The sequence below is a fragment of the Porphyromonas cangingivalis genome (assembly GCF_900638305.1).
GTDB classification, from domain to species: Bacteria; Bacteroidota; Bacteroidia; order Bacteroidales; family Porphyromonadaceae; genus Porphyromonas_A; species Porphyromonas_A cangingivalis.
The window spans coordinates 2219703-2245686 of record NZ_LR134506.1 but is presented as its reverse complement, the minus strand read 5'-3'; the positions used below and the strand labels follow the sequence as shown (position 1 = coordinate 2245686).

Below are 25984 nucleotides of genomic sequence, written 5' to 3'. Positions count from 1 at the left end.
CACCCGTCGGGGTGACCTTTTTTGTTGACGATATGTATGCCACGTTCAGCACTTGAGGACAAGTTCCACAGGACAGTGGTCAGAGCCATAGATATCCGAGTGTATCTTGGCCGAATCAAGGTGCTCTTGAAGACGATCGGAGGTCAAAAAGTAGTCGATACGCCAGCCTGTGTTCTTCTCACGAGACTTGAAGCGATAAGACCACCACGAGTAAGCCCCCTCAAGATCAGGGAAGAAGTGACGGAACGTGTCCGTAAATCCTGCATCCAACAGGGTCTGAAACTTCCCACGCTCTTCGTCCGTGAAGCCCGGATTACGGCGGTTGGTCTTGGGGTTCTTGAGATCGATCTCCTTGTGTGCCACATTAAGGTCACCGCAGACGATGACCGGCTTACGGCTGTCGAGAGTCATGAGATAAGCTCTGAAAGCATCCTCCCAAGTCATACGGTAGTCGAGCCTCTTGAGTTCGTCCTGCGTGTTGGGTGTGTAGCAGGTGACGAGGTAGAAGTCCGGCATCTCCAGAGTGATGACCCGACCCTCCTTGTCGTGCTCCTCGATCCCTATACCGTAGGCCACCGAGAGAGGCTCATGCTTGGAGTATATCGCAGTACCGGAGTAACCTTTCTTCTCTGCGTAGTTCCAGTACGAGTGATAGCCCTCCATCTCCGCATCGAGTTGGCCGGCCTGCATCTTTGTCTCCTGCAGACAGAAGAAGTCCGCATCCAGTTCTTTCATGATCTCCGGGAAGCCCTTACCGAAACAGGCACGCAATCCGTTGACGTTCCAAGATATAAATTTCATTATTGTATGTGTACTTTCTTGTTTGATTTATGTATAAACCAATAAGACCGCCGGAATGTTGTCCTCCCCACTCGATCTTTAGCCCGAAGACGAATACTCCACACCGACAAATGATTATATTTGCGAAGAGAGGGAGAGGCAACACTCCTCATCATGTTTCATCTCAAAAAATAAAAAATGATGCTTATGAGGTATTTATTCTTACTCATCTTTTCGCTCTTCAGCCTGACCACCGTGTGTGCACAAGAAGTGAAGCTAAGCGATGGCAAACAGATCGGATCCATATCATCCGACGGCACGATACGCAACCGCAGCAACGCACAGATCGGCAAGATCAGTTCGGACGGCACGATCAGAGACCGTAACAATACCCAGATCGGCAAGATAGAGTCCGATGGTACGGTACGCGACAGAAGTGGATCGCAAGTGGGCAGGATCAAGTCCGACGGCACGGTCTATGACCGCTCCAACGCTCAGATCGGCAAAGTCGAGTCCGATGGGACTGTCCGCAACAGACAAAACTCACAGATCGGCAAGGCTTCGGGGGTGAAGAGAGAATGGGTGGCAGTGGCCTTCTTCTTTTTCTATTTCAACTGACACCAAGACCACGCGTCTGCATAGACGAGTGAAAACCGACGAAAAAAGTCCAAGGATCCTCCAAATCGATTCGTATGATTCGATGACGAAAGTCGTATAACTTGATTTGGAAGATCCTTGGACTTTTTTTGCTTCGACTTGAAGGCGTCTTCCATCCTTGAATATATCGATCAAGCTCTGCCCCCTCACACAATCATCCAATAACAAAACGGGCTGTGTCAATCAATGCTTTGACACAGCCCGTTTTGTTACAATTATCATCACCACACGACACAGAAAAAATGTATAACAGACATTTATGGTGTATCTGACCGCATTTTCTCACGGCAGAGCACACATAAACCATCAGGTCGTGCAAATCAATCACATCTCGACTCTACCCAACAAGCCATCGAAAAAAAGGGACATCAAAGAGAGTAAAAGTCTCACCTCATACCTTCGTTTAGGGATATAAAAGAGGTTAAAATACCCACATTAGAGTATTTCGGAGGGGGTGCTTATTGCATACTTTTGCAATGTCAAAATGACATTTAACCGAAGTGAGTAGAACTAAGCAATAATCAATTCAAAATACTTAACTACACATGAAGAAACTATTAAGAACACTAAGCCTCGCTCTCCTCGTGGGCGTAGCCCTTTTGGCAACATCTTGCGACAAAAAGAACAATGGCAATGAACCTGAACCTCCTGTGACTGGAGAAGTCAAGAAGGCAGAATACATCGATGCCAGTGCTTACGATAAGTGGGCATACTTTTCTTTCGCTACGGGCAAAGAGGTGAAGGTATCGGATCCCAAGAATAGTAAGGATTGGGATGTTGCCTTTCACAGAGGAGACATCAGAGTCAACGGTGCCGAAGGATTCAGTGGCAAGGGTGGTGTATTCATGACAGAAGGCACTGATCTAAACGCTAAAATCGACACAAAAAACATCAATTTCAAGACAAATACAGAAGCTTTGGTTCAAGTAGAGTCAGGGATGATTGCCAAACAAGAGAATCGTCCGGTGAAAACAGAGAAACAGCACTATATCTTTGTCGGAGAGAAAACAAACGAATATAGGTTCTTTGCCTACAACTCAAATAGTCAAATGGGTGATGTGAAGAATATGTACCCTGCCAATAAAAAGATCTTTGTATTCAGAGGAGCCGACGGCAAGAGTATCTACAAAGTACAACTTGCAGACGTCCTCGATGCTAAGGGTAGAAAGGCAGGATTCCTTTCTTTCAACTACGCGAAAATCTAATAACGCCATACACACAAAGACATGAGATCAGGATACTGCCTTTCATTGTTGGTAGTGTTATTCTCACTCGTATGCACCACACCTTCTTTCGCTTCGGTGAAGGAAGGTGAAGGTGATATCAAGGGGCGAGTGGTCAGACAAACCAATCACCAACCCATATCCGATGCCAAAGTAGAGATCATCGAGGGTAACAAGTCCCTTGCTAACACCCAAACGGACAAACAGGGAGGATTCGTGCTCGAAATACCCAAACTGCGAGGGATCAGACGTCACTTCATCATACGTATCTCTCATGTCGGATATGAGACATACATCAAGAGGGTAGACCAAGAGGTCAAAGCCTTGGAGCTCGAAGAGATTGTACTCAAAGAGAGTACCCAAAATCTCGAAGAGGTGGTGGTGACATCTACCCGTACCCTGCGTCATCACAAGGATGTGCCCGTACCGACACAGATCATCACAAGGGCACAGATCGACAGGATCGCTCCGACGACGATGAAGGACATCTTGCTGTATTCGATCCCGGGGATTGAGTTCAGTCAGCATGGTGGGATCACACATATCACCATGCAGGGGTACAATGCAGATTACATTGCGTTCCTGATCGATGGCGAAGAGGTGGCCGGGCTGAAAAGTGGCAGTATAGACTTGTCTCGCCTGAGTCCGGACAATATCGAGCGTATCGAAGTCATCAAAGGTGCGGGCTCTGCCCTTTACGGATCGAGTGCGATAGCAGGTGTCATCAACATCATCACCCGTCAGTACAACAAACCCTTTTCGGCAGGAGCTTCGGTCGGCTACAGTCAGACCGGCGGATGGACCAGTCACCTCCAAACGGGTGTAAAGACGAAGATCATCAACAACTCGCTCACAGGCTCTTTCGACCGAGAGGGAGGATATACGTTGGAGACAAAGAATAAATCCGTGTCTCTTGATGTGCCTCGCAATGACATATTCAGGATAGGCAACAGATTGAAAGTCACTCCGAGCGATCAGATAGCATTTGGGTGGGATGTCAATTTTTCTCGTCGCAAGCAGTTCCGCAACGAATTTCACAACGACATCTATGACTATCTGACCAACACCCTGCGTGCTTCGTGGCAACTGAGCCCGACCTACCGTATCTCTGCGCACTACAACGGCGACTACTCATCGAGAATACGAGACTACTTCAAAGCTGAGGAGAAGGAGATGCAGCACAAAAACTTCGTACAGACCCTCCGACTACATCATGACGTACACTTCGGCAAAGGGAATGATCTCAACTTCGGCATCGAGGGGCACATGGAATCGATGCTATCGTCTCAGATCAACGAGGGGAAAAACAAGAAGAGCATCAAGTATGGTGTCCTCTTTGTCCAGCACCTCCGGAAGATAGGCTCCACCCTTGACCTCCTCTATGGAGCACGAGCAGACTATCACTCGAACTATGGACTTCACCTCTCTCCCAAAGCTACGTTGTCGTACAAGATGGGAGGGTGGATACTACGTGGCGGATATTCGAGGGCGTTCAAGTCCCCATCGGTGATGGATCTTTACTTCAACTGGAGTCATCAGGGGTTGTTTGACATCATCGGCAACCCCGATCTCAAGCCGGAGACGGCAAATCAGTTCTTAACAAACCTTGAGTGGAGCAATGCCCAATTGTCATTCGCAGCAGGTGTGACCCATACCCTGTTCAAGGATCGCATCGTGATGCAACAGAGCAAGAAGGGTGATCAGCACCACGTCAACATCGATGGTACAAGTCGCATGACCGTTGCCGATGCTCATGCTTCATGGCGCATCTGCAATGGTTTTACCTTGTCGGGCTCTTACACCTTTTCTCATGCTCCGGCATATAAAGAGATCAATGGAAGTCAGGTCGATCTGAACACCATCCGTCCTCACAACCTCCTTGCCAAGTTCGATGCCTATAAGGCTTGGGACGATAAGTGGAGTACTTCGTTGGCACTCATCGGTCAATACTTGTCGACGATAAAAGTGAACACGGTCTCGAAAGAAGAAGGGACAGATAAGCTCAAAGTTGAGTCTCAGGTTTATGACGGTTACCCGATGTTCCGGACGACGGCAAGTGTGAGCTATGATCGTCGCATCACACTATCATTGAGCGTGGACAACCTTCTCGGCTACAAGGCAAATAATCTCGGTTATCAAAACGCCTCGCTCACTCCGGGCAGAATATTCTACGGAAAGCTATCTTTCCAACTATGATACTATCAAGAAAAAACAAACTTAAAATAGACCAATTACTATGAATAGACGTAAGCTACTGTTCATGGCATTAGGCACCCTCATTGTTGTGGGTGCCCTCGTGCTATTATGGAACACCTTCGCAGGGAAGACCAAAGTCGCCCTTGTGAACTTCCCTGCATTTCAAAGTTCGGCGATCGTAAAGTCGAACCAAAACAAACACGTCGAGTATGATGTCATCGGGGCGAATGACTTCCGTGGCAACAAAACCTACGACTTCGTACTCGTCTCGGGCATGGGACTCAAGATCGATGAGGATCACAGGGCTGCCATACAGAAGTATGCAGACAAAGGACATCCCATCAAGATCATCCGTGTCACCAACCCAGCCAACAACATCTCGAACCTCGACTCTATCACCGAGTCTTCGGTCATGGACTATCTCAACAATGGCAACAGGAAGAACTACCTCTCTATGGCGAACTATATTCGTAAGTATATAGACAAGAAGAAGTTCTTTGCACCCGAGCCCGGCGAAGTCATACCGTCCGAGTCGGAGGTCTTCTACCACCTCGACGAAGAGGTGGCGATCAAGGATAAGGATGAGTTCGACACTTATCTCAAGAAGATCGGGCATTATCACGAAGGTGCGCCTCGCATCGCTGTCACCGGAGCCATCAATGACCCATACAGTGGCAACAAGGCTAACCTCGACAGCATGATCGTCTCGCTCAACCGCAAGGGCTTCAATGTCTACCCCATCCTATCGGGACAAGGACGCTTGGCCTTCTTGGACGCTGTCCAACCACAAGCGATCATCTACTTCCCTCACGGACGTATGTCGGGTGGCACGGGCGATCAGGTCGTGGAAGCACTCAAGCGTTACAATGCCCCACTCTTCATCCCCCTCACTGTGATGACATCGAAAGAAAAGTGGGACAAGGATCCTATGGGTATGTACGGAGGATTTATGTCTCAGAGCCTTGTGATGCCTGAACTCGATGGTGCAATCTATCCGTATGTCGTCAACACTCAGGAAGAAAATGCCGAAGGTATCGTGGAGACCGTGGCCGACCCATCTCGCCTGCACAAGTTTGTCGAGATACTCTCGAATACCGTCGCCCTTCAAAGCAAGCCCAACAAGGACAAGAAGGTGGCGATCTACTACTTCAAGGGTCCCGGACAAAACGGCATGGCAGCCCAAGGTTTGGAAGTCGTGCCATCACTATACAACACTCTGAAGAGACTCAAGGACGAAGGATATACCATCAATCTTCCTGCATCTCCCGAAGCACTCTCGGATCTCATCATGAAGCACGGACCCGTATTGAATGACTTCACCGAAGGATCCATCGAAGAGTTCATGAGGAAAGCCTCACCCCTCCAAATCGATGCCGAGGAATACGATGGCTGGCTCAAGAGAGGCCTTACGGCAGAAAAGTATGCCGAGCTAACCGAGCTCTTCGGACCTGCTCCCGGCAACTATATGAGCGGAGTCAAGGACGGTCGTCCTTACATCGCCATTGCGGCTGTCGACCTCGGTAACGTCGTCCTCTTGCCCCAGCCTATGGCAGGCATCGGAGGAGACTCGTTCGCCATCGTCCACGGTGCCAAGTCTGCACCTCCCCATCCCTATGTAGCCGCTTATTTGTGGGCCAAAGAAGCGTTCCATGCCGATGCGATGGTACACTTCGGCACACACGGTAGCTTGGAGTTTACTCCACAGAAGCAGGTCGCTCTCGGAGATTCGGACTGGCCGGATGCCCTTGTCGGCACCACACCGCACTTCTACTACTACACGATCGCGAATGTGGGAGAGTCGATGATGGCGAAGCGACGTTCGTACGCTACGACGATCAGTTACCTCAACCCTCCGTTTGAAGAGAGCCGTATGAGAGCATCGTTCGACAAGCTTCGTCGGGACATGATCTCCTACGAAAAGGCCGACAGAGACGACATCAAGCTCAAATTTGCCCTCGATGTCAAGCGCGAAGCCGTACGCATGGGCATCCACAGAGAGCTCAGACTGGACAGTGTGCTCACCAAGCCTTACACCGATGAGGAGATGTTGAAGTTGGACAACTTCGCCGAAGAGATCGCCAACGAGAAGATCAGCACCATCCTCTATGTCACAGGCATACCTTATACAGCAGATAAGATCAACTCCTCTGTACTTGCCATGAGCAGTGACCCCATTGGGTACAGCAAGGCGGCACTCGACCGCATGACGGGCAAGCTCACCGAAGACAACTTCCGCAAGCAGGCCTACATGACCGAGCATTACCTCGCTCCGGCAAAGAGACTCGTGAGCGAAGTCCTCAACGGCAAAAAGATCGACTCAGCCTTCGTCTGCTCTTACGCAGGCATCACTATGGAGCAGTTCCGCGAAGCCGTGGAGATCACCACCCCAAAACTCACCGGCATGGCAGCAATGATGGAGGCCATGCAGGGTCGTATGAATATGGAACTTGCCAAGGATGGTTCGGCTACCATGGGCAAGGGCAAGAAGAAGGGGGGACACCCATCTTGGATCCCTAAGTTCGGCAAGAAGCCGGATCATGTAGGCAAAGAGAAAGAGAACAAGGGCGGACACCCTGCCAATATGCCCAAGGATGGAAACAAAGCCATGGCCGGTGGTCATCCGGGCGGCATGCCGACAGACTCTGCAAAGGCCATGGGTATGGGAGGTCATCCCGGTGCCCCAAAAAATGACATCACACCCGAAAAGAAAGCCAAGGCGGATGCCATCGTAGAGCTCGCACGTACTCTCTTCAACATCAACCGCTATCAGGTCGGCTTGCAACAGAGCCCGTACCTCGAACTCTCGGGTCTCATCAGAGGACTTGACGGAGGTTACATCGAACCCACTTCCGGTGGAGATGCCGTAGCCAACCCATCGACAGTACCTACCGGTCGCAACCTATACAGCATCAATGCCGAAGTAACACCTACAGAATTGGCTTGGGAGAAGGGTAAGAAGCTCGTCGAAAGCACCCTCGAAACGTATGTCAAGAAGCACGGTGACTATCCCAAGAAGGTGAGCTATACCTTCTGGAGCAGTGAGTTCATCGAGACCGGAGGAGCCACCATTGCCCAAGTGCTGTACATGCTCGGTGTCGAACCCGTCAGAGACGTCATGGGTCGTGTGAGCGATGTGCGTCTCATACCATCCGAAGAGCTTGGTCGTCCACGCATCGATGTCTTGGTACAGACTTCGGGACAGTTCAGAGACCTTGCTGCCTCTCGCCTCAACCTCATCTCGAAAGCGGTCTCTCTTGCGGCTGCCGCAGGAGCCGAGGAAAAGCATACCAACTTCGTCCATGATGGTAACGTGAACATCGAAAAACGCCTTGTCGAAGAGGGCATGTCCCCCAAGGATGCTCGCGAATGGGCAAGCGTCCGTGTCTTTGGGGGTGTCAACGGCATGTATGGCACAGGCATCCAGGAGATGATGAAAGCAGGGGACAAGTGGGACGACCGTGCGGACATCGCAGAGGTCTATCTCAACAATATGGGTGCGGCTTATGCGTCGACAGACAATTGGGGAGCCTTTGCCAAGGGACTCTTCCGTGCGGCTGTCGAAAATACGGATGTCATCATCCAGCCTCGCCAGAGCAACAACTGGGGTGCACTCAGTCTCGACCACGTGTTTGAGTTCATGGGCGGGCTCAACCTCACCATCGCTCAGGTCACAGGCAAAGAGCCCGAGGCTCTCTTCGCAGACTATCGCAACCGCAACAATGTCAAGATGCAGGATCTCAAGGAGGCCATCGGCATCGAGAGCCGCAGCACGATACTCAATCCTTATTTCGTGAAAGAGGCGACCAAGGGAGGCAACTCCAAGGCCGGTGGCATAGCAGAGATCATCGAAAACACGTATGGCTGGGAAGTCTCCAAGCCCGAGGTCATCGATGACGAGCTCTGGGACAACATCCACGATATGTGGATCGAAGACACACAGAACCTCGGCACCAAGGAATTCTTCGAGAAGATGAACCCCGCGGCATTGGAGCAAATCACTTCGGTGATGCTCGAGACCGTACGCAAAGGGATGTGGAACGCTTCGCCCGAACGTGTCCAAAAGCTCGTCGAGGTGCACAATAAGGTCGTCCAAGAGCATGGTTCTTCGGGCGCAAGCTTTGCGACATCGAACGAAAAACTGCGTGACTTTATCACTCAGAAGCTCGACCCTCAGCAGGCTCAAAAGTACACTCAACAGATGGATGCTTCGCTCAAGAGAAGCGACGTCAAGAGCGACGACAAGAGCATCGTCCTCAAAGAAGACAAGTCTGCTTCGCAGCAATCCCAACAGATGCTCAAGACCGAGGATGATACCTCAAAGGCTTGGTACATCGGCATCGGTGTCGTCATCCTTGTACTCCTTGTACTCGGCATATTAGGTCTACGCAAACGCAACAAACGACTCGATGACTGATCCGATCACATCACAAAACTTCCCTCTCCTCCAAGTATAGGGGGACTTCGTCCGTCCCGGGACAGAATACATTTTGTTCAGGGACGGACGACTGTCCATCGTATGCCGGAAAGTATTCCGACACGAGACAGAAAAGGGACGGATCATACTCATCCCCAACGAAAACCATCCAATGATGATCACACTTGTATACATCGTCATGCTCCTATGCCTCTTGGCCGTCTCAGCCAAGCTGAGTCTCATCGGCTTCAAGAGGAGCCTGGTATATGGTATCCTCCTGCTGGCCTTTTCGTGGCTGGTGATGCCCTATGCCATCACGAGCAGTCGTAACGAGATAGCAAGCTACCTCTCATCTCACGAAGCACGACAATATGTGGCGATACTGGTCACCGTGGAGTGCGCCATAGCCTTGGCTTTTGCCTTCAGACAATGGCACCCCACAGCCAAAGACCCCGAGAGGGAAAGCCGATGGCATAGGATCAAGACCATGCTCGCCACCCCACTCTGGTGGATACAGAAGTACTACGTGTCGCTCCTCGTACTGCCGACTCTGTTTTTCATCCAGACACAGGTCATCTACGCTCTTCCGGGTGTGGACTTCAAGATCCCGGCCTTGCTTGTGGGTGTGGGAGCACTGCTCTTCTTCCCATTCATGTCGTTGCTCTTCAGATGGGCCCTCCCTCTGCGTGCCATGCGCGAAGAGCTGGTGCTGTCTCTATCCATCTTGCTGTGCCTCTCGGCACTCTTCTCGACCACCACGGAGGAGATGCTCTTTGCGCCCTCCAAGGCCACACCCACACCGTTCATCTCCTACCTCTTGGCACTGGTTGTCTTCCTTGTCTTCTTCGGGGTGGGACTGATCTTCGAACTCAGAAAGAAATACAAAACATCTAAGCGTCACAGATAAAAAACATCTCAAAACCTATGGAACTCATCTCCAAAATTCTCTTTGGCATCGCCAACAGCCTCCTCATCCCGGACATCATCCTGCTCATCATCCTCTTCGTGAGAGCCATCATGCTGGCAGGATCATTCTACGGACAGTTCATCACCAATCGCAAGAACATGGCGAAGCTCCAGCCCATGATCGACAAACTCAAAGACCATGACACCCAAGCCCTCGTCGACCTCCTCCCCAAGCGTAACAACGCACCTGTGATCCCTTACATGAGAGACATCCTTGAGCATGGGGCGGACGAGGACTTCGCAGAGTACACGATCGCCAACTTCGAGATCCTCGTGACCAAGGATCTCACGGTGAGTCGTCTCCTCGCAAAGATGGGACCTGTCCTCGGTCTGGTCGGTACCCTCATCGCTATGAGCCCTGCCCTCGTGGGGCTTTCGACAGGAGATATCGGTGGTATGGCTTACAACATGCAGGTCGTGTTTGCGACAACCGTCGTAGGTCTCGTCATCAGTGCCGTAGGACTCATCACACTCCAATACAAACAGAGATGGTATGCCAAGGATGTGAATAACCTCCTCTACATCTCTCGTGTCCTACAACAACGCAAATCCAAATAAGATAGAACCATGGACGAAAAAAATCTGATCACTTCCTCACCACGCCCATCCGAAGACAAGCATGAGAAGCCGCTACGTCGGCCTCGTCGCAAGTCTATGCTCGATAGCGACAGTGACGAGGATCTGCTGAGCGTGATCGTCAATATGTTCGACGTCGCCATGGTCTTTGCCGTATCGCTCATGGTGGCGATGGTGATGCACATGAACATGACAGAGATCTTTGGCAAAGAGGACTTCACGATCGTGAAAAACCCCGGTAAAGACAACATGGAGATCATCACCAAAGAGGGCAAGCAGATCAAGAAGTTTACCCCCAAAGAAGAGCAAAACAACTCCTCCAAGAGCAAAGGCAAGCGTGTAGGTGTGGCGTACGAACTCGAAAACGGTGAGATCATCTATGTCCCCGAATAAATAAGTACCTCTCCACGATCGATACAAAAAAAGGTAAGGAAATGCCCCCGAGATGAAGAGAAGTCACCCTCTCACCCTCTCGGGGGCATTTCCTTACCTCATTTTATCAAAGACTATTTGACTGAAAGACTCCTACACAAAACTCGTAAAATACCCTCCGGTCGGACAAGACAGTGACACGTGATCACGAAAATCACATGACCCGGCAAAGAAGATTTTCTGGCTCCGTTTTATCTCACAAAAACGTATTTTCTCTGAAATCATTTCGGGCACCAAAAGAGGTCTATTTAAGCAGTAAAAAGTTGTTAAAATAACGTAATCAAGATGTTTTTCCATGTATAATGTATTGCCGTAGGCCATTGTTTTTGTAATTTAGCGCATCAAGAGGAAGTCCATAGTGGAGTACACCGCCTCATTTTGAGCTATTTTCGAGTGATCATGAGTGTGTGCTCTTTTATGGTTTTCATCTTTTATTTAACGGTGACGGTCTTGACGGCGAATAAACTTCCCGCAGAGTAACATCAAGGGTGAGCCTTCAAGATCAAGTATAAACAAAAGACGAAAAGACTAATGACGTTCAGACAGATTTTACTGCTGTGTTCCGGGTCGTTTTTATTGAGCTTTGCCAACGCCACGACCCCACCGGTGAAGAAGCTGGAAGTACCTGCCCAGAAGTTAGAGGTCCCCAGTCCCGCAACCACCCAGCCTAAGAAGAAAGGCAAAGAAGAAATCAAACCTTCGGCCGAACTCTTGGCAGACAATCTACCCATCAAGGACAACAGAAGAGTCCTTGAACTAAAGAAAATGATGAGCGAAGTCTCCGAAGAGGAGTTGGAGTTTCCCGCAGTGGATCTCTATGGAGAGGACTCTTGGAGTGAGTATGTCAATCCCTTCGCAGGAAACAAGTCCGTGCAGATTCCTGACACTTGTTCCATCAATTGTACCGAATTCTCTTACCCCCTGACCACCATTACCGCTACCACATCTCGATTTGGCTACCGCCGTCGCTTCCGTCGTATGCACTACGGCATAGACCTCAAGGTACAAGTGGGCGACACGATTCGTTCGGCCTTCGATGGCAAGGTGCGTATCGTCAGTTTTGAGCGCAAGGGTTATGGCAACTACATCGTGGTGCGTCACCCCAATGGGTTGGAGACAGTTTATGGGCACCTTTCGAAGCATTTGATCCAAGAAGGACAGATTGTCAGAGCAGGTGAACCTATCGGTCTCGGAGGAAACACCGGTCGTTCGACAGGGCCACACCTCCACTTCGAAACAAGATTTATGGGTATCCCCATCAATCCGGAAGAGATCATCAACTTTGACACCGGTATTCCCCTCAAGGAACAGTACGTATTTGTCAAGAGAAACACTCAAAAAGCCATCACAGGCACTTCTTATCTTGCCAAAAAGAAGAAGTCTTCGGGCTCCAAGGGCTCAAGCATCGCCGTCCACAAGATACGTCAAGGGGATACTCTCTCCGGCATCGCGGCCAAATACGGCACATCTGTGGCTAAACTTTGCAAGCTCAATGGATTGACATCGAAGACCACACTGAAGGTCGGTAAGTCGATCAGAGTAAGTTGACAAAAAACAAAAGGAATAATCCACACTGAGTAATAGCGTGACAAATCTTGAGAGATCAGCGGGGTCTTGACAGTATTTGTTTGGAGTGTGAGATTTGTTACGTGTGTACCCATCTAAAGTACGCCAAATGAGGGCTGTTTCGGAGGTTTTCTTCAGGAACAGCCCTCGTTTGTATTCAGAACCAAGTCAGTAAGGAGTAAATAAATATGACACCAGAAGACCCGAGGCCAATTTTTCTCATCGGTTTCTCAGGAGTAGGCAAGACGACCATCGGGCGTCATCTTGCCGAAATGACGGGGAGGACATTTGTCGACACCGATGCATACATCGAAAAGAAATACCACAGCAGCATCACAGATATGTTTGCCTGCTGTGGTATAGATAAGTTTAGGAAGCGTGAGACCGTCATCCTCATAGAATTGTCTCAATACAAAGACCTCATCATTGCAACAGGAGGAGGGATGCCTTGTACCGACAATAACATCGACATCATGAAGTCACGTGGCACAGTCGTATACCTTTACAGCAACATGGACAGTCTCACCGACCGTCTCGAGATCTGCAAAGCAGACAGACCCTTGGTCGCACACTTGGACAAGGAAGGCATACGGAGGTATGTCGAAGAGACCTTACCCAAGAGAGAGCTTTACTATACACAAGCCCATCATACTGTCGATGTCTCGGGGATGATGACCGTCGAGGATGAGAAGCGCATGGCCGAACACATACTATCAGTACTGAACACTCCTAAATCATAAGTATATGAAATCTATTTATAGCCTGACACTTTGTGGCTTCCTATCTTTGGTTGTGCTTCTTGGCACGAGTTCCTGCTCATCCACCCGCACAGCAGCACCACGCCCCATCCCTGCAGCACGCGCCTACACTCCATACAACGATTACATCAACCGATATGCTCCCCTTGCCTTAGATCAACAAAGGAAACATGGCATACCAGCCAGCATCAAGCTCGCCCAAGGCATACTCGAAAGCGGTGCGGGCAAGAGTAAATTGGCAAAAGAGGCCAACAACCACTTCGGCATCAAATGTCACCGCAGCTGGACCGGCGGTCGCTCTTACCACAACGATGATCTGCCGAACGAATGCTTCCGTGCCTATGACACCGTCGAAGAGTCGTTCTTGGATCACAGTTACTTCCTCAAGCAAAAGAGATATCAACGCCTTTTCAAGTTAAAAATCACAGACTACAAGGGCTGGGCAAGAGGTCTTCAAGAGTGCGGTTATGCCACCAACAAAGGCTATGCCAATGCGCTGATCAAGCTCATTGAGGACAACCGCCTCTACCTCATAGACAAAGAGAATCCCAAGCGTCTGTACACTTACGATGCTCCATCAAAGTCTGTTGCGCCCCAACCCAAAAAACAACAGCCAAAGAAGGAGAAGAGAGGTGTACATGGAGAGCGCCCTGCATACATCGGCAACGAGCTATTGTACACCATCGTTCAGCAAGGAGAGACACTGGCAGACATCGCTCGTGAGATGGAGATGAGCGAACGTAAGCTGGCAAAGCACAACGACTTCCCTGAAGGCTATCCTCTCACTCCGGGCGACATCGTGTATCTGCAACCGAAACGATCCAAGGCCGTCCCTCCACATTACGAGCACGTCGTGAAGGTCGGTGAGTCGATCCACCAGATCGCACAGACGTATGGCATCAAGATTTCGGCTCTATATGCCCTCAATAGGTTGTCCGAAGAGTATGTCCCCAACGAAGGTGATGTCCTCCTTCTACGATGACCCTAATCCTTAATACGTATTGCTATGAGAAGAGTTTACTTACTCCTTGTCACCGTCACAAGTCTGCTTTTATCAGCTTGTACGGCGCCCTCCAAACAAAAGGCTGATATGACACCCGAACGCTTCATCTCAGACGCCCAAGTCTCCGGCACCATAAGTGCACTCAAAGAGAAGTTTGGCGAAGCCCAAACATTCCGTATCGAACGAGGGGTGAAACAAGTCGCACACCTTTGGATCGAGAAGGATGGTTCGGCAGAGGACTTCGAGAAGTTCTGTCTCGATAGGTTTGTCGACGATCCTTCAGCCCTCGGCACACTTTACGAGACTCTCGAACGCAACTTCGAGACCCTCAACGGCCACTTCCATAAGATCGACTCGCGTCTCAAGATGCCACTCCATGTCACCGGTCCGGCCTTGACAGAAGTGGATATGCTCTTCGGAGCTTATGATGTGAAAGCCCACCTCGACGAGGATCTTTTCGCAAACAAGATAGCCTTCATCACTGCGCTCAACTTCCCACACTATACTCTTGCGGAGAAGACAGCCAAAGGTGACAGTTGGTCACGCCAAGAATGGGCTTATGCACGTATGGGTGACCGTTTCATATCGAGAGTCCCTGCGGACCTGCGCCAAGCCATGTCCACCTCACTGACTGCCAATGACACCTATATTGCTGACTACAACATCATGATGGGCAATCTCGTCGATGAGAAGGGCAACCGCTTCTTTCCCGAAGATATGCACCTCATCTCTCACTGGGGTTTGAGAGACGAACTCAAGTCCAACTACTCGGACAGCCAACAAGGACTCACCAAACAACGCATGATCTACGAGGTCATGAAGCACATCATCGACCAAAGCATCCCACAAATCGTCATCAATAATAACGAAGTCACTTGGGATCCTTATACCAACAAGGTTTATAAGGGGGACGAAGTTCTTACGGACGCCACAAGAGAGCCCGATGTACGCTACGCTCACCTCTTGGAGTTGTTCAAGATCGCACGCCGTCTCGATGCTTATTCACCACACTATCCTACACAGATCGAACGAGCCATAGACTTGGAGATGGAGATGATGCTCGATGATGTAGTGAAACTCTTTGACACCCTCCTCACCCATCCTGTCGTCAAGGATGTTGCTGCACATATTTCAAGGAAACTTGGCCGATCACTTGAGCCATTCGACATCTGGTACGACGGCTTCAAGGCTCGTAGTTCTGTAAATGAAGTGAAGCTCTCTGCCGAAACAGCAAGGAAGTACCCCACACCACAAGCCCTCAAAGACGATCTGCCCTATATCCTCATCAAACTCGGCTGGACACCCGAACGTGCCCGACAGATCGCCTCCCTCATCGAGGTAGATCCGTCTCGTGGTGCAGGTCATGCCATGGGATCACAGATGAGAGGAGATGTCGCTCGTCTGCGCACACGTATCTCTGACAAGGGGATGGACTACAAGGGTTACAACATCGCCATACACGAGTTTGGGCACAATGTCGAACAAACACTCTCTATGAACGATGTCGACCACTACATGCTCAGTGGCGTACCCAACACAGGCTTTACCGAAGCCCTCGCCTTCCTCTTCCAAGCCCGTGACCTCCAACTCCTTGGCTATCAGAGTACAGACAACCTCGATGCCGTCAGCCTTGATGTCTTCTGGAGCTGTTACGAGATCATGGGCGTGTCACTCGTAGATATACAAGTATGGCAATGGCTTTACGCACATCCGGATGCGACAGCAGGCGAACTTCGTGACGCGGTCCTCGACATCGCAAAATCAGTGTGGAACAAGTACTACGCAGGCATCCTCGGTGGCAAGGACGAAACGCTCCTCGCCATCTATTCGCACATGCTGGTATACCCCATCTATCTGCCCAACTACGCCATCGGGCACTTGATCAGCTATCAGATCCAACGCTATATGGAAGGCCGTCCACTAGCAACCGAAGTTGAGCGAATGTTCACCATCGGTAGGATCATTCCCAACCAATGGATGCAAAATGCTGTCGGAACACCAATCTCTACCACACCGATCATCGAAGGCGTGACAGAGGCTCTCTCAAAACAATAAACACATCATCCTCTCATAAATAAAAGCCATCACGCATGATGCGTGATGGCTTTTTACCTATCACCTGAGCACAATCAATTACATGAGGATCCTCTCCGATGTCGCTACATCAAAGCGAACACAAAGATAATACACCCCAATACCGCACCAGTCGATTATCGTCGATTACAGTCGAATGTTAATCCAATTTTAAGCTCTTAGCCAAGAAATAATTAGAAAAGATCAATTATCCCAAGATATAGGATATAAAACACAACACGTAAATGACCCAAAGATTACTTAACCCTAAGACTGCTCATCATTTCATTGATACTTATATCATCATTACCTCCATCATATCTGGTAAACTCTCGATCATACCCATCATCTTCGTAATCCCCCTCATATTCTTTAAGAGCCTCCTGAACTTCTCCTAACCACTCAAGAAAATTACAGTTAAAATTATCCAGTGGCAGGAATTTATCTATATCATCAAGAAGAGAAGATACCTCATCAATTTCTTCAGTCTTTGAAATACTATCTATTTCACAAGATATAATTGTCTCTATGGAAGCCAATAACTCCTGATCCTTGAGTCTTTCATTAAGCCCTAATTCTGTAAGCATCTCCAATAAGTCTCGGCAATCTTCAGTAGATGCAATCTCTTCTATAAGACGATCTACAACTTTATTCAAATCAACAGAGAGTATTTGCCAGTCCAGCATTGCCACAAAGGTCGTTCTATGAGAAAATGATATTTTTTTATCAAAAACATCTTTGAGTTCAAAGTGCTTCTCAAAAAGGCCTTTATTTACTTCAAGTAACCGTCGGTAATGAGATGAGAAGTTCAAATAAAACCATATTTTGTTGCAATGCTGATTACGGTATACTCGTCCTCCAAAAACAGAGAGCTCACAAGATAACGATGAATTTATCACTACTTTTTCAAAACTCTCTATCACACTATCCCATAAATCCTTTTCTATATTAACATAAAAACAATTGTATATACTTGGTTTATCAGACACCTTAAATATCGTGTAAAGCTGCTCCATGTAGAGTGTGGACTTGATCAACAGTCTCTGAATTTCTCTGAAGTCGTTCAGATAAGCAACTATAAAATCACGTACAGATGGATTAAAATGAGAAACTATAATATCTCCATCATACATTTTTGTTCTAATAAAGCAATCTTCCAATATCCTTAAAACTCTACTCCACTCATGATCACCACATTTTAGTTCCAAATCAGAATATGTTTCTTTACAGAAATGAGAAAATGCGCTCTTCCAGTCTTTTAGAAACACCTTATCTCCCATCGACGTTAGTACAATTAACGCATAGCGTGCTTTAACATCAAGATCCGTAAATGCATACTCCCAGACCATCATTGGTTTATCAAAGAAGAGCTTAAAATTAGTCACAAATTGGTCAGCAGGGTATTTTTTCCATGCCCCATTATCTATATATGCCTCTATAATACGAGGATTATAATTGGGATGGTCAATTAGGTTTCGATATTGCTTATTAGCTAACAATTGTTCAATATAATCATTTGGCAAATTAGCTTCAGCCAAATGATTATAGAGGATATTCGCCCTGACATATCTCGAGTACGAGGAAAGATCAACCGTACACTTTGCAATGTCTATGTCTCGTATTTTAAAGACCTCGTATTTACTTTTAGCTTCAGATAGGATATACTCTCGAGTAGTCAAGATAAGTACTTTATCCTTTGCTCTTCTAATTGCATCAATAAAGGCAATCAATCTCTTGTCAAACCCCTTTCCGGACGGCTCAAAAACATTCGCTCCCAGAAAATCATCGAAAAAGAAAACTTGCTTTCTTCCCTCTTGAAAAAGAGTTGTGGCATCATCCAAATCTCCCGCAACATAAACAAACTCTTCGTATCCTTGAGCCAATAAATGATAAGAAAGCATTCTGGCCAATGTCGTTTTCCCAATACCGGGAATACCGGAAATGATCACATAACGCTGTTCTTTTAGAATATCGTCTGCCACTCTAAAGCTATCATTTTGCACATATAGCCCAATTTCCTCTCTAATCTGATCCAATTCGAACTTTGAGCGATTGACAACGCCCCTATTCGCAATTGCTTGTAATATATCGACACTCGCTAACCAAAGCTTATAGTACTTACGCTCTATACTGTTATGTTTACCTATAAGATTATTCAAGTCATCTCGCCCATAGATATCACCGGCATCAATGATATAGGGTGAGAACATCTGCATAATTTCAGCCTTATTCTCCGGGGAAAGAGCTACAGATGTGGATATCATATATCGACGAGGTGCAAGCCTCTGAACCTTCTCAACCTCTTGCTTCAGGTTTTGCTTGAGATCTTTCCACTCTTTATATCTCTTGACTTGGACGACTGTCTTGTCGTCTCCCGTTGAACCAAAACGCAAATCTATCCCTAAATCACGTCCATCCCTAAAGCTTTCTATGTAGACATTAAACTCAGCTTGAAATAGATCACGTGTCAAAAGTTCAAGCTCATTATATTGTAAAATTTGGAAATCATAATTAGTCATACTCTACAAAAAGATCAAGGGGGTATTATTCTACGAACAGTATCTCTAAACACTAATTTAAAGATAACATAATTTGCAAAAACACTTAATTCAGTAATATTTACACAACCCAATCACCTAATATTTTTGTGTATTATCTATAGCGTCAAAAACAAAACAACAAGGATTATATCTCGTTGTTTTGTAGAGAGCCTTATCAGCCAAGAGCCTTATAGATAGCGAAGGAGATGTTGAAGAGTGAGTGGATCAAGGTGATTGTCCAAAAAGGGTGTTTGTTTATTCGAATGTGGTAGGAGTAAATCAGGATTAAGCCGATGATGAAAGTGTAGATGATGTAGGCTATCGAATAGATGTGAGATAGCGCAAAGAGGGAAGCAGAGATGATGTAGACGATCCACATATTTCTCCTCAAATATGAGCTCTTCGTCAGCCCCCAATATGGCAATTTCTGAAAAAGCAGAGATTCCAGCATGGGGATGATCACAATACCTGAAAAATACTCAAAGACTTGATTGATATCGGGTGCCTCTGAAATGTACCCGACATCAATCCCTGAGGCCACTATTACTACATTGAAGACAACACACCATAAGATACAGACCAAGAGGATCAGTATTACAAACGATGCCATCGATATCCTTGATAACCAATCTGAGATCTTATGGATCATAACATGTGGTCTGTTTGAGCTACAGTTTCTTTTTCTTTTCGTAAATAGAGGCCCTCAGGAAAGTATTTGAGATCTGCCCTCAATGTATTTCCCTGACTACTTTAGGAAGTCTCTGGATTCCGAGGGCTTAGACTGTAAGTTTTTCATCCACTAAAATGCCCCCATGACAAACCGCAGGGCTTTCCAACCATAATAGCCAATAGCGTACCCAATTTGCTCAAAACCGGCGACTTTATATTTAGAAAGGATAAAGAGAGTCAGAAAAATTGCCGTAGGTAAGACTATAGGTAACATTTTCTGTATCCGGAATTCCTTCTTGCTTGACATAATATCTTACGGCTAAACGTTTACAAATACAGATATCTTCGCCCCCTTTAGCCGAAAAAACTGTATAAGGTTAATAATAAAGAAAGCACCTGACTTCATTAAGAGGTCAGGTACTTTGTTTGCTGTGGTGCCACCAGGAATCGAACCGGGGACACAAGGATTTTCAGTCCTTTGCTCTACCAACTGAGCTATGGCACCGTTGCTTTTCTTTTGCTCTGCAAAGGTAATACATTATTTTGATTCCACAAGGGGCAGAGCGTTTTTTCTTGCTTTTTATTTGGGATTTGGTGTTTTTGAGAATAGTAGTCTCCCTTACAGAGAGAAGAGTCCTTGACCGATGAGGTTAGCAAAGTGACAAATCAAGTTAGACATCCTTTGAGATCGAATTAGACAACTTGATGAATTGAATTAGACAACCGTTGTCGTCGAGTTAGACAATTCATTTTGGAGGATCGCAAGGATGGGTAGGAAGCAGTGCAGGAGAGGCCCTAAGAGCCGATAGTATAAGTAAAAGCCGAGTGATGAGCAAAAAAATCAACGATTATATCGAGATCCCATAAGAGGGAGGATATAATCGTTGATTTCATTATGAGGAGAAGTTATGGCTTAGCAACCGCAGCCGCCAGAACCACAGCCACAGCTGTCTGTCGAGCAACCGCCTGATGAGCAGCCACCACCGTGTTCTTCTGAGCCACAGCCACAGCATCCGCCACCTGCATGAGGATTGAGGATAGCTTGTACCTCATCGGGAGTTGGTTCAGACACTTCTTGGATCTCACCTACAAAGTGTAGAGTCTGTCCTGCGAGGAATGGGTTGAAGTCCATCTTCACACCGTTATCGGTGATTTCGAGCACCTTACCGAGAAGCTGGTTGCCATCCGCATCGAGCATAGGCACCTGTCCGCCTACGAATACGACTTCTTCGTCGAACTCGCCATCGACAAGGAACACTTCCTTAGGGAGGGTAGTGATGTAGTCTTCAGACACCTCGCCGTATGCTTGCTCAGGAGTAAGGACGAAGTCAAACTTCTCACCCTGTGCAAGGCCGAGGAGGTTGTTTTCGAACTCAGGGAGCATCAATCCCATACCCTGAATGTACACCAATGGCATCTCAGGAGCTGTCTGCTCGACCATCTCTTCCTTGCCATCAGTAGCGACTGTATATAGCGTGTACTGTGCCTTGACCAATAGATTTTTATCTACTTTCATTGTAATAATATTTTGTGTTAGAATCATTAAATATCTTCAAAGATACAAACAAAAAAAGAGATGATAATGTTTTCGCATGACACATTGTTTATAAAGGCCACCCTCGTTTCTAAAAATAATTACTATATTTGCAAGGCTAAGAAAGAAGATTAAGTAAAGACTCCATTAAACATTAAGATCGAAAACATCAATTATGAAGAAATTTGTAGGATATCTTATGGTGCTGATGATAGCACTTTCAGCATGTGATCACGACAACAAGCCCTCACCTAAGCCTGAAGAACCAAAGCCCGAAAATCCGGGCGGATCCAAAGAAGACCCTCAGCAGCAAAATCTCACTGCTGAGGAGATAGCTCAGTACTACAACTGGAGCACCACAATGACCGTGGAAGCCGTGGACGCTCTGGTGAGATCCGTACACGAAGCGAAAAAGGTCGGCTCGAAGACGATTGAGATCAAGGATGCCACCCTCACGGATCGTGACGATACCAAGGGGACATTCACCCTCGACATCCGAGAAGCTCTCATCGATGGAAAGAAACATAGTCAAAAGATGGCATTTTCAGGCTTTGCGATACGCCCGTCAGATTCGGAGATCGGGATCAGAGCGTATGCCACATGGAAGGTCAAGGGGGAAGAGCTCTTCAAGACCTTTGACCTCGACCCTCTGTACATCAACAACAAAACCGAGATGTATGACACCGAATATCTTGCACGCTTCGTGTCGTTTATCTCGTCGAACACCCAGGGACAGCAGTACATCCTTACTGAAGAGGACATGAAGTATGTCAAAATCATCGACTTGAGGTATGATCGCGCCAAAGAAAGCATCACTTTCAAGATCGGCTACAAGGGTTTCTCGAGTTCATCCTATGCCACATTACCGCTGAGACCGATGGACTACTACGATCACAAAGTCAGCATCGTCGAAAACTTTGCACCACAGAAATATATGCGCGGAGTATTTATGCACCTCGGGCTATACAGCGGACATATGCTCTCGTATGACCACGACAAATATGTGGTCGAACTCTCCGACAACGGACACCAAGGAGACGACAACAACAATGCACTATGGCTTACCGTCAGCCTAAGAGATAAGGATTCAGACAGAGAACTGGCGACCTTGAGAAAAGAAGTAAACAACTTCAAGCCTCTGACCGAGCTTAAAAAGGATATCGACATCAGCACCAGCGCGACCTTGGATGAGACCCTCAAGAAGAAGCTCAAAGGAGACTTCACCGAGGGTAAGGACATGAGTGACAAGCTCAAATCGGGCATCATGAATTGGATCAAGCAAGCTCAGTTCTCCTACAAAGGTGAAGCCTTGGACTACCACACAAAGGGCATGAACGACATCATCTCTTGCGGAAGTGGCATCACACAAGAGAATGGCGATCTGTACCTCGAAAACCCAAGATTCGAACTCGTGTCTGCCGTCATCCAAGACGCGAAGCTCCGGGTGACCGTACGCCTCACGTTTGCAAACGAAGTGGCTGTGGAGGGAGTAACCTTTGTCTTCGTTGCACACGGATTCAGAAACGCATAAATTCAATACAGTTACGATAGAGAGACTTCGTCGATCGGATCCACCGGATCCATCTCGGCGAGGTCTCTTCTTTTTTTATCAGCTTACGAGTCCTATTCTCACAGACATTACAAGAGACCTGCGAGCACCGACGAACGAGCCTCTCCGCCACCCTACGAAACGATCCCAATCTCCCGGACAATAAAAAAAAACATCCCACCATGACTCGGAAAGATTCTGTCGGTCGACAGAATGCTTTCTATCCCCTCCCGGAATGGATTCTGTCGGCACATAGAACACATTCCGAGGTACTCCTCGAAAACATGCAGGGCAGGAAAGGATAAGCCCCGAAGCATTCCCGACAAAAAAGCACGAAAGGTCTCACAGGAGGAAAAACACGGACACCCACAAGCCTACACCTTTTTTCTCGAACAGATACCGGCACAGAGGCGATGCGGACACCTCCCAAACACCCTTGACATCCGAAACACCTATGACACAGAAATTCACCCCCTCTCACCCCATTTGAAAAACCTGCGGTTAATTGCGCAAAAAATCGTATCTTTGCTAAGTATGTTGCACTTTTCATGCACATTTGTGTATGGAAGGGAATTTGAACAATCTTTTTACGTTTATGACCGCAAAAAAAGTCCTATTCTTAGCTCAAGAGATTCATCCATATATCGAAGACAGCCCTATCGGTAAGATCTCACAGTTCTTGCCCCAAGGGATTCAAGAACTCGGGTATGACATCCGTACATTCATGCCCAACTATGGCACGATCAATGAACGTCGCAACCAGCTCCACGAGGTGATCCGTCTCTCAGGCATGAACCTCGTCATCGACGACAAGGTACATCAACTCGTCGTCAAGGTAGCCTCGCTCCCCTCTGCCAAGATGCAGGTGTATTTCATCGACAGTGACGACTTCTTCAGCCGCAAAGGCAACCTCCACGATGAGTCGGGGGCACTCTATCCGGACAATAGCGAACGCTCTGTCTTCTTCCTTCGCGGGGTCTTCGAGACCATCAAAAAGCTACGCTGGGTACCGGACATCATCCACTGCCAAGGTTGGTTCACAGGGCTTGCCCCACTCTATCTGAGGACACTCTACAAAGATGAGCCGGCACTCGCACAGGCAAAGATCGTCTTCTCGGCTTACGACCAGACTCCCCAACAACCTTTCGGCGAAGAGCTCACAAGGGTCTTGGGCTTTGACAACATCACATCACCTCTACTCGATGGCACCGCATTGGACAAGGAGACCTTCGTCCAGCTCGTGCTGAAGTACATCGACGGCATGGTGATCTCAACGAAGGAGATCAGTCCCGAACTGCTGGAGGCGATCCACGGCTCGGGCAAGAAGTACTTGGACTACCACGAGCCCGAAGAGTTGGTGAAGGCCGTGGATGACTTCTACGCGACCCTCTGATCCGACCGACAGCCTTTTGCACTTGAGTGTGAGAGGTAGGACGGATGCTTTTTTTGAAACGACATTATCACACCAAAGACAATACACTTATCCCGATGAATAGACTAAAGCATATCGTATGGGGATGTTTGTTGCTCATGACCGGCCTGATGGCCTCCTGCGATGACCGCAACAACGCATTGGGTATCGACAATCTACCCGAGTATGACAAGTTGTCGAGCTTCAGCAAGGAGTATGAGATCAAGTGGAAGACAGTCTCTGCAGACTTGAAACACCAAAACATAGCAAAGGGCACCTCGTACAATAATATCTATGTGACCTCACACTATGGTTATATCGGCGAGATACCCAACATCCAGTACGGTCGCATACGCAGTGAGTACCTTACTCAGTTTCATATCCCTGCGGGATTCAAGTTCGCAGACACTCCCATCAACGACCGTATCGACTCCATGGCGATCACGCTCTACTATTCGGGCTACACCGGAGACTCGTTGGCTCCGATCTCCGTCGAGGCATACAGACTGGCAAAGGCTCTTCCTTTCTCCAAATACACGATCTCCGATGTTAGCGAGTACGTATCAGATAAGCTCCTCGGCAAAGCATCTTACTATGCAGGCAGGGGGCACAGCAAGACAGTATCGGGTCTGACCGCCGTCGACATCCCTCTCCCTCGGGAGCTGGGTCAGGAGATCTACGACAAGAGCAAGGGAGGTGATCCGGTGTTCGCATCGCAAGCAGCGTTCGACAAGTACTTCCCCGGTGTGTACATCACAGTGGGTGCAGGGACAGGCAGCATCCTACGTGTCCAGCGTACGGCATTGACCATGTACTTCAAGAAAGAGGTCAAAGGCAAGACAAAGGACAACAAGAAGGACTCGACTTACCTCGCCACATTCACCCAGCAGTTGGCACACACATCCGAAGTGCCACAGTTGTCTCGATTTGCAAACGAGAACCTTGATCGCCTCATCAACACAGATCCGTCAAAAGGCATCAGCTACATCAAGTCCCCCGCAGGTGTGGTGACAGAGCTCACCATCCCGACGACAGCCATCGCAAAGACGCTGAAAGAGGGTAAGGCTGATATGATAAGAGAGTTGAACTCATTACCTCTCACCCTCTACGGAGAGCCTCAGGGTAGCGGTCAGTACGATCTCGTCCTGCCAAGTAATCTCCTCATCTTGCCGAAAGACTCGGTAGGAAAATTCTTCGAAAAGGAATTGACAGAGATAGATGCACCGTACACGACTTACTTGAGCACCAAGTCTTCAACGGGCTCGGCCACCTATATTTTCGGCAACCTCGCTCCCCTCATCAGAAAGCAGATCAGCGAGAAGCCCAACGAAGATCTCGTCCTTTGGGTGGTGCCGGTGGATCGTACCACTGTGACAAACCCCAACACAAACCAACCTCTCTCAAGCTCGATCTCCAACCTGGTGCTACCGACAGCAATAAGGCTCAACTTCACGGGAGACAAAGGCAAGATCAGAGCGATCATGACGGAGCACAAAAAGGGAAGTCCATTCTGATCCCCTTTTAAGACAGAGTTAACACAAAGTAATGAAGGTTTAGCTCCACCCAAAATTGGAGAACTCATAGAAGAGAGGAGATCCCCGAGTCACGGCATGGCCATGATGGAGATCTCCTCTCTT

At 48.0% G+C, this 25984-nt stretch carries 18 protein-coding genes and 1 tRNA gene; 14 read left to right on the top strand and 5 right to left on the bottom strand.

All coding sequences use genetic code 11. The features are described from left to right. Positions 1 to 45: 45 nt before the first annotated feature. A complete protein-coding gene (locus EL262_RS09365; protein ID WP_036844490.1) occupies positions 46 to 801 on the bottom strand; it encodes an exodeoxyribonuclease III in 756 nt (251 codons plus the stop codon). A 186-nt stretch (positions 802 to 987) separates the two neighbouring features. Here EL262_RS09365 and EL262_RS09360 point away from each other — a divergent pair, with 186 nt between their 5' ends. From EL262_RS09360 to EL262_RS09310, 11 genes are all read left to right on the top strand, one after another. Next, a complete protein-coding gene (locus EL262_RS09360) occupies positions 988 to 1398 on the top strand; it encodes a 5-fold beta-flower protein (protein ID WP_126464420.1) in 411 nt (136 codons plus the stop codon). Between the two features lie 584 nt (positions 1399 to 1982). Further along, entirely contained in the window at positions 1983 to 2642 is a 660-nt protein-coding gene (locus EL262_RS09355; protein ID WP_078735519.1) for an HmuY family protein, read from the top strand. A 21-nt stretch (positions 2643 to 2663) separates the two neighbouring features. Next, positions 2664 to 4856 (top strand): TonB-dependent receptor, encoded by a 2193-nt coding sequence (locus EL262_RS09350; RefSeq protein ID WP_078735518.1) that lies wholly within the window; start codon positions 2664 to 2666, stop codon positions 4854 to 4856. Between the two features lie 40 nt (positions 4857 to 4896). Next, positions 4897 to 9270, top strand: coding sequence for a cobaltochelatase subunit CobN (locus EL262_RS09345; RefSeq protein ID WP_078735517.1), 4374 nt, complete (start codon positions 4897 to 4899; stop codon positions 9268 to 9270). Between the two features lie 172 nt (positions 9271 to 9442). Then, positions 9443 to 10177 (top strand): hypothetical protein, encoded by a 735-nt coding sequence (locus tag EL262_RS09340; protein WP_025836938.1) that lies wholly within the window; start codon positions 9443 to 9445, stop codon positions 10175 to 10177. Between the two features lie 17 nt (positions 10178 to 10194). Continuing rightward, positions 10195 to 10794: a MotA/TolQ/ExbB proton channel family protein gene (locus tag EL262_RS09335; RefSeq protein WP_036844469.1), complete on the top strand. Its 600-nt coding sequence runs from the start codon at positions 10195 to 10197 to the stop codon at positions 10792 to 10794. A 96-nt stretch (positions 10795 to 10890) separates the two neighbouring features. Further along, complete coding sequence (locus tag EL262_RS09330) at positions 10891 to 11205, top strand: DUF2149 domain-containing protein (protein ID WP_036853325.1); 315 nt, start codon at positions 10891 to 10893, stop codon at positions 11203 to 11205. A gap of 570 nt (positions 11206 to 11775) precedes the next feature. Continuing rightward, entirely contained in the window at positions 11776 to 12792 is a 1017-nt protein-coding gene (locus tag EL262_RS09325; protein WP_078735516.1) for a peptidoglycan DD-metalloendopeptidase family protein, read from the top strand. A gap of 206 nt (positions 12793 to 12998) precedes the next feature. Continuing rightward, a complete protein-coding gene (locus EL262_RS09320) occupies positions 12999 to 13550 on the top strand; it encodes a shikimate kinase (protein WP_025836935.1) in 552 nt (183 codons plus the stop codon). Positions 13551 to 13554: 4 nt separating this feature from the next. Then, complete coding sequence (locus EL262_RS09315) at positions 13555 to 14550, top strand: glucosaminidase domain-containing protein (RefSeq protein WP_036853287.1); 996 nt, start codon at positions 13555 to 13557, stop codon at positions 14548 to 14550. Between the two features lie 24 nt (positions 14551 to 14574). Then, positions 14575 to 16626, top strand: a complete 2052-nt coding sequence (locus tag EL262_RS09310; RefSeq protein ID WP_078735515.1) for a gluzincin family metallopeptidase — start codon at positions 14575 to 14577, stop codon at positions 16624 to 16626. A gap of 275 nt (positions 16627 to 16901) precedes the next feature. Here the strand turns inward: EL262_RS09310 and EL262_RS09305 are convergent, their stop codons facing one another. The 4 genes from EL262_RS09305 to EL262_RS09290 form a co-directional block, all read right to left on the bottom strand. Further along, positions 16902 to 19163: an nSTAND3 domain-containing NTPase gene (locus tag EL262_RS09305; RefSeq protein ID WP_078735514.1), complete on the bottom strand. Its 2262-nt coding sequence runs from the start codon at positions 19161 to 19163 to the stop codon at positions 16902 to 16904. A 196-nt stretch (positions 19164 to 19359) separates the two neighbouring features. After that, positions 19360 to 19794, bottom strand: coding sequence for a CPBP family glutamic-type intramembrane protease (locus tag EL262_RS09300; RefSeq protein WP_159442718.1), 435 nt, complete (start codon positions 19792 to 19794; stop codon positions 19360 to 19362). Positions 19795 to 20285: 491 nt separating this feature from the next. Next, positions 20286 to 20358: transfer RNA gene (locus EL262_RS09295), tRNA-Phe, on the bottom strand. Positions 20359 to 20766: 408 nt separating this feature from the next. After that, positions 20767 to 21369 carry an FKBP-type peptidyl-prolyl cis-trans isomerase gene (locus tag EL262_RS09290; RefSeq protein WP_025836927.1) on the bottom strand — a complete coding sequence of 201 codons (603 nt, stop codon included), beginning with the start codon at positions 21367 to 21369 and terminating at the stop codon, positions 20767 to 20769. A gap of 193 nt (positions 21370 to 21562) precedes the next feature. Between EL262_RS09290 and EL262_RS09285 the strand changes: the two genes are divergently transcribed. From EL262_RS09285 to EL262_RS09275, 3 genes are all read left to right on the top strand, one after another. Next, entirely contained in the window at positions 21563 to 22918 is a 1356-nt protein-coding gene (locus EL262_RS09285; RefSeq protein ID WP_126464419.1) for a hypothetical protein, read from the top strand. A 613-nt stretch (positions 22919 to 23531) separates the two neighbouring features. Then, positions 23532 to 24329, top strand: coding sequence for a glycogen/starch synthase (locus EL262_RS09280; protein ID WP_025836920.1), 798 nt, complete (start codon positions 23532 to 23534; stop codon positions 24327 to 24329). A 95-nt stretch (positions 24330 to 24424) separates the two neighbouring features. Continuing rightward, entirely contained in the window at positions 24425 to 25861 is a 1437-nt protein-coding gene (locus EL262_RS09275) for a DUF4270 domain-containing protein (RefSeq protein ID WP_159442717.1), read from the top strand. Positions 25862 to 25984: the final 123 nt, after the last annotated feature.

Bases quoted from the DNA above. Each gene is read 5' to 3' on its own strand.
- EL262_RS09305 (WP_078735514.1), bottom strand. From the start codon at position 19,163: ATGACTAATTATGATTTCCAAATTTTACAATATAATGAGCTTGAACTT.
- EL262_RS09330 (WP_036853325.1), top strand. From the start codon at position 10,891: ATGCTCGATAGCGACAGTGACGAGGATCTGCTGAGCGTGATCGTCAAT.
- EL262_RS09310 (WP_078735515.1), top strand. From the start codon at position 14,575: ATGAGAAGAGTTTACTTACTCCTTGTCACCGTCACAAGTCTGCTTTTA.
- EL262_RS09340 (WP_025836938.1), top strand. From the start codon at position 9,443: ATGATGATCACACTTGTATACATCGTCATGCTCCTATGCCTCTTGGCC.
- EL262_RS09290 (WP_025836927.1), bottom strand. From the start codon at position 21,369: ATGAAAGTAGATAAAAATCTATTGGTCAAGGCACAGTACACGCTATAT.
- EL262_RS09300 (WP_159442718.1), bottom strand. From the start codon at position 19,794: ATGGCATCGTTTGTAATACTGATCCTCTTGGTCTGTATCTTATGGTGT.
- EL262_RS09335 (WP_036844469.1), top strand. From the start codon at position 10,195: ATGGAACTCATCTCCAAAATTCTCTTTGGCATCGCCAACAGCCTCCTC.
- EL262_RS09350 (WP_078735518.1), top strand. From the start codon at position 2,664: ATGAGATCAGGATACTGCCTTTCATTGTTGGTAGTGTTATTCTCACTC.
- EL262_RS09345 (WP_078735517.1), top strand. From the start codon at position 4,897: ATGAATAGACGTAAGCTACTGTTCATGGCATTAGGCACCCTCATTGTT.
- EL262_RS09280 (WP_025836920.1), top strand. From the start codon at position 23,532: ATGACCGCAAAAAAAGTCCTATTCTTAGCTCAAGAGATTCATCCATAT.
- EL262_RS09315 (WP_036853287.1), top strand. From the start codon at position 13,555: ATGAAATCTATTTATAGCCTGACACTTTGTGGCTTCCTATCTTTGGTT.
- EL262_RS09360 (WP_126464420.1), top strand. From the start codon at position 988: ATGAGGTATTTATTCTTACTCATCTTTTCGCTCTTCAGCCTGACCACC.
- EL262_RS09285 (WP_126464419.1), top strand. From the start codon at position 21,563: ATGAAGAAATTTGTAGGATATCTTATGGTGCTGATGATAGCACTTTCA.
- EL262_RS09325 (WP_078735516.1), top strand. From the start codon at position 11,776: ATGACGTTCAGACAGATTTTACTGCTGTGTTCCGGGTCGTTTTTATTG.
- EL262_RS09320 (WP_025836935.1), top strand. From the start codon at position 12,999: ATGACACCAGAAGACCCGAGGCCAATTTTTCTCATCGGTTTCTCAGGA.
- EL262_RS09275 (WP_159442717.1), top strand. From the start codon at position 24,425: ATGAATAGACTAAAGCATATCGTATGGGGATGTTTGTTGCTCATGACC.
- EL262_RS09365 (WP_036844490.1), bottom strand. From the start codon at position 801: ATGAAATTTATATCTTGGAACGTCAACGGATTGCGTGCCTGTTTCGGT.
- EL262_RS09355 (WP_078735519.1), top strand. From the start codon at position 1,983: ATGAAGAAACTATTAAGAACACTAAGCCTCGCTCTCCTCGTGGGCGTA.